Here is a 10,722-nt window from a genome sequence, read left to right as displayed (position 1 = left end):
CCGTCTCCCGGTCCGGTGGCCGTGGCGTCAGGAAATGCCAAGGTCGTTCTCGATGAAGTCGAAGATCTCCTCCGCGGCTGCGGAGTCGAGGCGGGCGCCGATGTCGTCCGTGGCCGTGGCGGCCGCGGCCGGTGCGGCCCGGTCGGTGCCGTCCCAGCGGGCGAGCAGCGCCTTGAGGCGTGTGCCGATGCGGTCGCGGCGGGTGTCGTCGCCGGACAGGCCGGCGAGGGCCGCCTCGACCCGGTCGAGGTCGGCGAGCACCGCGGTGGCGGGGTCCGCGCCCTCGGTGAGCCGGCCGCGCAGGTACGCGGCCAGCGCGGTCGGGCTGGGCTGGTCGAACAGCAGGGTCGCGGGCAGGCGCAGGCCGGTGGCGGCGCCCAGGCGGTTGCGCAGTTCGACCGCCATGAGGGAGTCGAAGCCGAGCGAGCTGAAGGCGCGCCCCGCCTCCACGCGGTCGGTCGTGGCGTGTCCGAGGACGGCGGCGACGTGGGCGCGGACCAGGGAGACCAGGGTGCGTTCCTGTTCGGCGGCGGTCAGCCCGGCGAGCCGGTCCCGCAGGTCCCGTGCGGCGTCCGGGCCGCCCGCCGCGTCCGCGGCCGGCGCGCGGCCGGCGGTGCCGGCCAGGTCGGCCAGCAGCGGGCTGGGGCGGGCCGCGGCGAAGCCGGGCGCGAACCGCTCCCAGTCCACGTCGGCGACGGCGGGCGCGGTCGCGCCGCGGGCGGTGACCCGGCCGAGGACGGCCAGGGCCCGTTCGGGGTCGATCGGGGTCAGGCCACCGCGCCGCATGCGCTGTTCGGTCGCGGCGTTCTCGGTGGCCATGCCGCCTCCCGCCCACGGCCCCCAGGCGATCGAGGTGGCGGGCAGGCCGGCCGCGCGGCGCCGTTCGGCCAGCGCGTCCAGGCAGGCGTTGGCGGCCGCGTAGTTGGCCTGGCCGACCGAGCCGATCGTGCCGGAGAGGGAGGAGTACAGCACGAAGGCGGTCAGCTCCCGGTCCCGGGTCAGCTCGTCGAGGTGGCGGGCGGCGGCCAGCTTGGGCCGCAGCACGGCCTCCAGGCCGGCCGGGTCGAGGTCCTCCAGGAGCCGGTCGTCCAGGACGCCGGCGGTGTGCACCACGGCGTCGACGGGGTGTTCGGCGAGCAGGGCGGCCAGGGCGTCGCGGTCGGCGACGTCGCAGGGGACGACGACGAGTTCGGTGCCGGTGCCGGCGAGCGCGGCCCGCAGCCGGTCGGCGCCTTCGGCGGCGGGTCCGGAGCGGCTGGCGACGACGAGGCGGTCGGCGCCCTGCGCGGCGAGCCAGCCGGCGGTGTGCACGCCGAGCGCGCCGGTGCCGCCGGTGAGCAGGACGGTGCCCTTCCACACCGGCGCGGTGTCCGGTCCGGCGGGCCGCTCGGCGCGCACCAGGCGGCGCACGTGGGTGCCGGTGGCGCGGACGGCGACCTGGTCCTCGCCGCCGGGTGCGGCGAGCGCGGCGGCCAGGCGCCGGGCGACGTCCTGGGGGACGGCGGCGCCGGTGCCGGCCGGCAGGTCGACGAGGCCGCCCCAGCCCAGCGGGTATTCCAGGGCGGCGGTGCGGCCGAGGCCCCACACGGCGGCCTGTTCGACGCCGGCGGGGGCCTCCTGCGGGAGGACGCCGACGGCGCCGGCCGTCACGCACCACAGCGGGACCGCGTCGTCGCCCGCGGACAGCGCCTGCAGCAGCGCGACGGTGGCGGCGAGTCCCGCGGGGGTGGTGGGGTGGGCGGGCAGCGGGCGGTCGTCCACGGCCAGCAGGGACAGGACGCCGGTGATCTCCGGGTGCTCGGCGCGCGCGGCGGCCACCTGCGCGGCGAGCGTGCCGCGGTCGGCGCCGGCGCAGTCGACCGGCAGGGCGGTGGCGCGGGCGCCGTGCGCGGCGAGGGCGTCGGCGATCGACGCGGCCCAGGGGCCGTCGGCGAGGTGGGCGGGCACCGGCAGCAGCCAGTGTCCGGTCAGGGCGGCGGCGGCATCGGGCACGGGCCGCCACACCACGCGGTGCTCCCAGGCGGCCTCCTCGCCGTCGCGGCGGCTCTGCCGGCGCCAGGACGCCAGGGCGGGCAGGACGGCGCCGAGCGGCGCGTCCTCGGGCAGGCCGAGCCGGTCGGCGAGCGCGGCGGGGTCGTCCTGCTCGACGAGCTCCCAGAACGGCGCGTCCTGCGGGTGCGCGGGAGCGGTGGTGGGCAGCAGCCAGTACGGCTCGCGCTGGAAGGCGTACGGGGGCAGGCCGACCGTGCGGGCGCCGGCGTCGCCGAGCCCGGCGAGGTCGGTGCCGCAGCCGCGCGCGTACAGCACGCCGGCCGCGTGCAGCGCGGTGCGGTGCTCGGGGGCGTCGTGGCGCAGCAGCGGTACGGCGTCGGCGTCGCCGGGGTTCTGCAGGCCGGCGCGGACCAGGGTGGTGAGCGTGGTGTCGGGGCCGAGTTCGAGGTAGGTGGTGACGCCCTCGGCCTCCAGGGTGCGCACGCCGTCGGCGAACCGCACGGCCTCGCGCACGTGCCGCACCCAGTGGCCGGGCGCGCACAGTTCGTCGTCCGCGGCCCGGCGGCCGGTGAGGTTGGTGACGACGGGCACCTCGGGCGGGGCGTAGCGCACGGCGGCGGCGACGCGCCCGAACTCCTCCAGCATCGGCGCCATGCGGGGCGAGTGGAAGGCGTGGCTGACCCGCAGGCGCCTGGTCCTGCGGCCGCGGGCGGCGAGGCCGGCGGCGAGCTGCTCGACGGCGTCGGTGTCGCCGGAGAGCACCACGGAGGCCGGTCCGTTGACGGCGGCGACGGCGGCGCGGTCGGCCAGGCCCTCCAGCAGCGGCCGTACCTCGTCCTCGGTGGCCTCGACCGCGATCATCGCGCCGCCCTCGGGCAGCTCCTGCATCAGCCGGCCGCGGGCGGCGACGAGCCGGCACGCGTCGGGCAGGCTCAGCACGCCCGCGGCGTGGGCGGCGGTCAGTTCTCCGACGGAGTGGCCCATGAGCAGGTCGGGCCGCACGCCCCAGGAGCGCACCAGGGCGTGCGCGGCGGTGCCGAGGGCGAACAGGGCCGCCTGGGTCCAGGCGGTGCGGTCGAGCAGGGCCGCCTCCGGCGTGCCCTCGGCCGCGAAGACCACCTCGCGCAGCGGCGGGCCGTCCAGGTGGCGGTCCAGTTCGGCGCAGACGGCGTCGAAGGTCTGCGCGTACACCGGATACGTGTCGTACAGCTCCCGTCCCATGCCGGGCCGCTGGGAGCCCTGCCCGCTGAAGAGGAAGGCGGTCCTGCCGCCGGCGGTCGCGTTGCCGGCGGCGACGTGGCCGGCGGTCTCGCCCCGGGCGACGGCGGCGAGACCGGCGAGGAGCTCCTCGTGGTCGTCGGCGACGACGACGGCGCGGTGGTCCAGGGCGTGCCGGGCCGTGGTCAGGGTGTGCGCGAGGTCGCGCGGGTCGGGGCGGTGCGCGAGGAGGTGGGTGCGCAGCCGGGCGGCCTGGGCGCGCAGCGCCTGGGCGGAGTGGCCGGAGACGGGGAACACCCGCGGCCGCCGTGGCGCCGGGGGGCGCTCGGGCAGCGGGGGCGCGGCGGGCGGTTCCTCGAGGACGACGTGGGCGTTGGTACCGCTGATGCCGAAGGAGGACACGCCGGCGCGGCGGGGCCGGCCCGGCTCGGCGGGCCAGGGCCGTGGCTCGGTCAGCAGCTCCAGGACGCCGGAGGCCCAGTCGACGTGCGGGGAGGGCTCGTCGACGTGCAGGGTGCGCGGCAGTTCGCCGTGGTGCATCGCCAGCACCATCTTCATCACGCCGGCGGCGCCCGCGGCGGCCTGGGTGTGGCCGAAGTTGGACTTGGCCGAGCCGAGCAGCAGGGGTCGGCCGGCGGGCCGGTCCGGCCCGTAGGCGGCGATGAGCGCCTGGGCCTCGATGGGGTCGCCGAGGACGGTTCCGGTGCCGTGCGCCTCGACGACGTCCACGTCGGCCGGGGACAGTCCCGCCGCGGCGAGCGCCTGCCGGATGACGCGTTCCTGGGAGGGCCCGTTGGGGGCGGTCAGCCCGTTGGAGGCGCCGTCCTGGTTGACGGCGGAGCCGCGCACCACGGCGAGGACGGGGTGCCCGTTGCGGCGGGCGTCCGACAGCCGTTCCAGCAGCAGCATGCCGATGCCCTCGGAGAAGCCGGTGCCGTCGGCCGACGCGGCGAACGCCTTGCACCGGCCGTCCGCGGCCAGCCCGTTGTGGGCGGTGAACGCGGTGTAGGTGCCGGGGGTGGCCATGACGGTGACGCCGCCCGCCAGTGCCAGCGAGCACTCCCCGGAGCGCAGCGCCTGGGCCGCGAGGTGCAGCGTGACGAGGCTGGAGGAGCAGGCGGTGTCGACGCTCACCGCGGGGCCCTCCAGGCCGAAGGCGTAGGCGACGCGGCCGGACAGGAAGCCGGCCGAGATCCCGAGGCCGAGGTATTCGGCGACGCCCTCGGGGACCTCGGTGACGCCGGAGCCGTACCCGGAGCCCATGGCGCCGACGAACACGCCGGTGCGGCTGCCCCGCAGGGACAGCGGGTCGATGCCCGCCCGTTCGAGCACCTCCCAGGACGCCTCCAGGACGAGCCGCTGCTGCGGGTCCGTCGCCAGCGCCTCGCGCGGCGGGATGCCGAACAGGGCGGCGTCGAAGTGGGCGGCGCCGTACAGGAACCCGGCCTGCAGGTCGGGCAGCCGGTCCAGGTCCCAGCCGCGGTCGGTGGGGAAGGCGCCGATCGCGTCGCCGCCCTCGGCGAACAGGCGCCACAGGTCCTCCGGGCCGGTCACGCCGCCCGGGTACTGGCAGGCCATGGCGACGATGACGACGGGGTCGTCGTCGGCCGCGGCGGCGGCCGCGGGGCCGGCCGGGCCGTCGCCGCCGACGAGGCGTTCCCTCAGGTGGCGGGCGAGGGCGGCGGGCCGGGGGTGGTCGAAGACGACGGTGGCGGGCAGCCGCAGGCCGGTGGCGGTGCCGAGGCTGTTGCGCAGTTCGACGGAGGTCAGGGAGTCGAAGCCGAGGTCCCGGAACGCCTGGTCCGCGCCGACGGCGGCCGTGTCGCCGTGGCCGAGGGCGGTGGCGGCGTGCCGGCGCACCAGGTCGAGCAGCAGTCGTTCCTGCTCCGCCTCGCCGAGTCCGGCCAGCCGCCGGGCGAGGTCGCTCTCGGCGCCGGCGGCGCGGTCGGCGGTGCGCCGGGCGGGGGCGGCCGGGACCAGGCCGTGCAGGAGGGCGGGCAGCCGGTTCCGCCGGGCGGCCTCGCGCAGCACGGCGGGGTCGGTGCGCAGCGGGGCGAGGAGCGCCTCGTCGCCGTGCAGGGCGGCGTCGAGCAGGCGCAGGCCGTGCTCGGGGGCGAGGGCGGGCAGTCCGGAGGCGGCGATGCGCCGTACGTCGTCCTCGCGCAGGCCGCCGGTCATGCCGGTGGCGGTCTCCCACAGGGTCCAGGCGAGGGAGACGGCGGGCAGGCCGTGGGCGCGCCGGTGGTGGGCGAGCGCGTCGAGCACCGTGTTGGCGGCGGCGTAGCCGGCCTGTCCGGCGCCGCCGAGGAGCCCGGAGGCGGACGAGAACAGCACGAAGGCGGTCAGGTCGGCGCCGCGGGTCGCCTCGTGCAGGGCGAGCGCGGAGTGGGCCTTGGCCCGCAGCACCGGCTCCAGCCGCTGTGGCGTCAGCGAGTCCAGGACGCCGTCGTCCAGGAGGCCGGCGGCGTGCACCACGCCGCGCAGCGGGCGGTCGGCCGGGATGCGGGCCAGCAGGGCGGCCAGTGCCTCGGGGTCGGCGGTGTCGCAGGCCTCGACGGCGACCCGGGCGCCGTCGGCGGTCAGTTCGGCGGCGAGGCCTGCGGCGCCCGGGGCGTCCGGGCCGCGCCGGGACGCCAGGACGAGGCTGCGCACCCCGTGCGCGGTGACGAGGTGCCGGGCGACCAGGGCGCCCAGCGCGCCGGTGCCGCCGGTGACGAGCACGGTGCCGTCCGGGTCCCAGACGGTCCCCCCGGTGTTCCCGGCACCGGCATCGGCGCCGGCACGGGCACGGGCACGGGTCAGGCGCGGGACGAGCAGCTCGCCGTCCCTGACGGCGAGCTGAGGGGATCCGGCGGCGACGGCGGCGGGCAGGGCGGCCAGGGACGCCGGGGCGTCGTCGACGTCGACGAGGACCAGCCGCCCGGGGTTCTCCGTCTGGGCGGACCTGACCAGGCCCCAGACGGCGGAGGCGGCGAGGTCCGGCACGTCCTCGCCGGTGCGGGTGGCGACGGCGCGGTGGGTGAGGACCACGAGGGGGGCGTGCGCCACGCGGTCGTCCGCGAGCCACGTCCGCAGGGTGTCCAGCAGGCGGGCGGCGGCCGCGGCGGGGTCCGGGGCGGCGCCGGCCGGGCAGGGCAGCACGACCGCGGCGGGTGTCCCGGCAAGCGCGTCGGGGGTGTCGGCACGCGGCCAGGCCGGGTCGAGCGCGGGGTCGTCGGCACCGGCGACGTACCAGCTCCCGGCGGCCGGCGCCGGGGCGGCCGGCCGCGGCGCGGGAGCCGCCGGGAGCCACCGCACGGCGTACAGCGCGCCGTCGGCCGCGGAGCCGGCCGGGCCGGGCCCGTCGGCGGGCAGGGCCCGGGAGACGAGCATGCCGACGGTGGCGACGGGCCGGCCGGCGGTGTCCGCCAGGCGCAGCGTGACGCCCTCGGCGCCCACCGGTTCGATGCGGACGCGCAGCGCGGTGGCGCCCACCGCGTGCAGGGCGACGCCGCCGAAGGAGAACGGCAGGCCGACCGTGCCGCCGCGGGTGTCCCCGGCACCGGCCAGCTGGGCGTGCAGGGCCGCGTCGAGCAGCGCCGGGTGCAGGCCGTAGCGGGCGGCGTCCCTGTGCTGGTCCTCGGGCAGGGCGACCTCGGCGTACCAGCCGGTGTCGTCGCGCCAGACGGCGCGCAGGCCCTGGAAGACGGGGCCGTAGCGGTAGCCGGTGTCCGCGAGGGCGGCGTAGAGGCCGTCGAGGGGGACGGGGCGGGCGCCGGGCGGCGGCCAGGCCGCGAGGTCGAACGACGGCGGCTCGGCGGCGGGGGCCAGGGTGGCGGTGGCGTGCCGGGTCCAGGGCGCGTCCGGGTCGTCGCCGGCGGCGTCCTCGGCGCGGGCGTACACGGCCAGCGGCCGGCGCCCGTCGGGGCCGGGGGTGCCCAGGGCGAGCTGGAGCTGCACGGCGCCGCGCTCGGGCAGCACGAGCGGCGCCTCCAGGGTCAGTTCCTCCAGCAGGGCGCAGCCCGCCTCGTCGCCGGCGCGCAGGGCGAGTTCGACGAAGGCGGTGCCCGGCAGCAGGACGGCGCCGGCCACGGCGTGGTCGGCGAGCCAGGGCTGGGTGCGGGCCGACAGCCGCCCGGTGAGCAGGACCCGTCCGTCGTCGGCGACGCGCACGGCGGCGCCGAGCAGCGGGTGGCCGGTCGTGCCGAGGCCTGCGCCGGTGACGTCGCCGGCGCCCGGCGCGCGCGCCGGCAGCCAGTACCGCTCGCGCTGGAAGGCGTAGGTGGGCAGTTCGACGGCCGGGCCGCCGGCCGGGCCGAGCAGGGTCTCCCAGTCGACGGCGGCGCCGTGCGCGAACAGGCCGGCGACGGCGGCGAGCAGCGTCTCGGGCTCGGGCCGGTCCGCGCGCAGCGCCGGCAGGCAGATCCGTTCGGTGGTGTCGTCGGGCAGGCAGGCCTGGGCGAGGGCGGTGAGGGTGGCGTCGGGGCCGAGCTCGGCGAACCGGGTCACGCCGTGGGCGGCGAGCCAGGCGATCCCGTCGGCGAACCGCACGGTGTCGCGCAGGTGGCGCGCCCAGTAGTCGGGGGAGGCCAGTTCCTCGGCGGTGGCGGGGCGGCCGGTGACGTTGGAGACGACGGTCAGGCGCGGGGTGCGGGCGGTGACGCCGGCGGCGACGGCCCGGAAGTCGTCGAGGACGGCGTCCATGCGGGCCGAGTGGAAGGCGTGCGACACGCGCAGCCGGCGGGTGCGCCGGCCGCGGCCGGCCAGGCTCCCGGCCACCGCCTCGACGGCGGCTTCGTCACCGGACAGGACCACGGCGCGCGGCCCGTTGACGGCGGCGACGCCGACGGCGCCGCCGTGCGCGGCGAGCAGCGGGGCGACCTCCTCCTCGGTGGCCTCGACCGCGGTCATCGCCCCGCCCTCGGGCAGGGCCTGCATCAGGCGGCCGCGGGCGGCGACCAGGCGGCAGGCGTCGGCGAGCGACCAGACGCCGGCGACGTGCGCGGCGGTCAGCTCGCCCAGGGAGTGCCCGGCGAGGTACTTGGGCCTGATCCCCCAGGACTCCAGCAGCCGGTACAGGGCGACCTCGACCGCGAACAGCGCGGGCTGCGCGAACTCGGTGCGGTCGAGCAGTTCCGCGTCGCCGCCGAGGACGACGTCCCGCAGCGGGCGCGGCAGCTGCCCCTCGAACGCGGCGCACACCTCGTCGAAGGCGCGGGCGAACGCGGGGAAGGCCTCGTACAGTTCGCGCCCCATGCCGGGGCGCTGGGCGCCCTGCCCGGAGAACAGCACGGCGGTGGTGCCGCGCAGGGCACGGCCGGTGACGGCGTCCGGGCCGGGCCCGGCCGGGTCCTGCGCCAGCCGCGCCAGGCACGCGCGGGCGGCGGCGCCGTCCTCGGCGAGGACGACGGCCCGGTGCTCGAAGGCCTGACGGGTGGTCACCAGGGCGCGGGCGACGTCGAGGGGGTCGGCCTGCGCACCGGCGAGGTGGTCGGCGAGCCGGGCGGCCTGGCCGCGCAGCGCGGCGGCGCTGCGGGCGGAGAGGATCCAGGGGATCCGGGGGACGGCGGGCGGCTGCGCCGGGCGCGCCTCCTCGCGCGGTCCGGGGGCGGCCGGGGCCGCGGACTCCTCCTGCGCGGCGGTGTCCGCCTCCACCGGTGGCGCCGCTTCGAGGATCGCGTGGGCGTTGGTGCCGCTGATGCCGAAGGAGGAGACGGCGGCGCGGCGCGGGCGGTCGCCGGTGCCGGGCCAGTCGGCGGGCTCGGTCAGCAGCCGTACGTGGCCGGCGGTCCAGTCGACGTGGGTGGTGGGCCGGGTGACGTGCAGGGTGCGCGGCAGCCGGCCGTGGCGCAGCGCCTGCACCATCTTGATGACGCTGGCGACACCGGCCGCGGCCTGGGTGTGGCCGAGGTTGGACTTGAGGGAGCCGAGCAGCAGCGGCTGGTCGGCGTCCTTGGCGCGGCCGTAGGTGGCGAGCAGGGCCTGGGCCTCGATGGGGTCGCCGAGGGTGGTGCCGGTGCCGTGGGCGTCGACGGCGTCGACGTCGGCGGCGGTCAGCCCGGCGTCGGCGAGGGCCTGTTCGATGACGCGCTGCTGGGCGGGGCCGTTGGGGGCGGTCAGTCCGTTGGAGGCGCCGTCCTGGTTGACGGCGGTGCCGCGGACGACGGCGAGCACGGGGTGCCCGTGGCGGCGGGCGTCGGAGAGCCGCTCCACGAGGAGCAGGCCGACGCCCTCGGACCAGCCGGTGCCGTCGGCGTCGTCGGAGAACGCCTTGCACCGGCCGTCGGGGGCGAGCCCGCGCTGCCGGCTGAACTCGAACAGCAGTCCCGGGGTGGCCATGACGGCGACGCCGCCGGCGAGGGCGAGGTCGCACTCCCCCGCCCGCAGGGCCCGCACCGCCCAGTGCAGGGCGACCAGGGAGGAGGAGCAGGCGGTGTCGACGGTGACGGCGGGGCCCTCCAGGCCGAGGACGTAGGCGATGCGGCCGGAGGCGACGGAGGTGGCGTTGCCGGCCAGCATCAGCCCGTGCACGTCCTCGGGGACCTCCACCGGGCCCTGCCCGTATCCGGAGGTGGCGGCGCCGACGAAGACGCCGGTGGCGCTGCCGCGCAGGGTGGCGGGGCGGATGCCGGCCCGTTCCAGGGCCTCCCAGGCGGCCTCCAGCAGGAGCCGCTGCTGCGGGTCGGTGGCGAGGGCCTCGCGGGGGCTCATGCCGAAGAACCCCGCGTCGAAGGCGCTCGCGTCGCGCAGGAAGCCGCCCTCGCGGGTGGAGAACGTGCCGGGTGTGCCGGGGTCGGGGTCGAAGCGGTCCTCGATGTCCCAGCCGCGGTCGCCGGGCAGCGGGCCGATGGCGTCGCGGCCCTCGTCGACCAGGCGCCACAGGTCCTCGGGGGAGGCGACGTCACCGGGGAAGCGGCAGCTCATCGCGACGATGGCGATGGGCTCGCGGTTCTTGTCCTCCACCTCGCGCAGCCTGCGGCGGGCCTGCCGGAGTTCCGCCGTCACCCGCTTGAGGTAGTCCACGTACTTGTCGTCGTCAGCCACGGGTGTCACTTCCTTGGAACGAGGGGGAGCGGGAGGGCGGTGGTGCGGTGGGCGGGGGTGCTCTGCGGCGTCATGCGGTGCCCAGCTCCCGGTCGATGAGGTCGAACAGTTCGTCGGCGGAGGCCACGTCGTCCAGGTCGCCGTCGCCGTCCGCGGCGGCGCCGTCGTCCTCGGTGCCGGCGGGCTGCGCGGAGGGCTGCGGCACCGGCGCGCCCTGCCAGTGCGCGAGCAGGTCGCGCAGCCGGTCGGCGACGCGGGCGCGGTCCGCGGCGTCCGCCACGTCGGCCCCGGCGAGTGCCTGGGCCAGCCGGTCGACCTCGCCGAGCAGCGCCTCGGTGCCGCCGGGCGCGTCGGGCAGGTCGAGCGCGGTCAGCAGGTGGGCGGCCTGGGCGGCGGGCGTCGGTCTCGACGGGGACCGCGCGGCGGGTGAGGGCGCGGGCGCGCAGCTCGGGGAGGTGTTCGCGCAGCCGGGCCATGCGCAGGCTGTTG

General features: G+C 78.7%; 1 protein-coding gene and 1 pseudogene. Both read right to left on the bottom strand.

The features are described 5' to 3' along the window. Window positions 1–27 precede the first annotated feature (27 nt). On the bottom strand, window positions 28–10,233 hold the full coding sequence (locus tag AB0L29_RS34725) for a type I polyketide synthase (protein WP_365833231.1): 10,206 nt from the start codon (window positions 10,231–10,233) through the stop codon (window positions 28–30). 70 nt (window positions 10,234–10,303) lie between these two features. Then, a pseudogene (locus AB0L29_RS34720) lies at window positions 10,304–10,722 on the bottom strand (hypothetical protein); the annotation flags it as partial.

This window comes from Streptomyces sp. NPDC052701, assembly GCF_040678355.1.
Classification (GTDB): Bacteria; Actinomycetota; Actinomycetes; order Streptomycetales; family Streptomycetaceae; genus Streptomyces.
The sequence above is the reverse complement of the archived record's forward strand: the minus strand, read 5'-3'. Positions and strand labels throughout refer to the sequence as shown.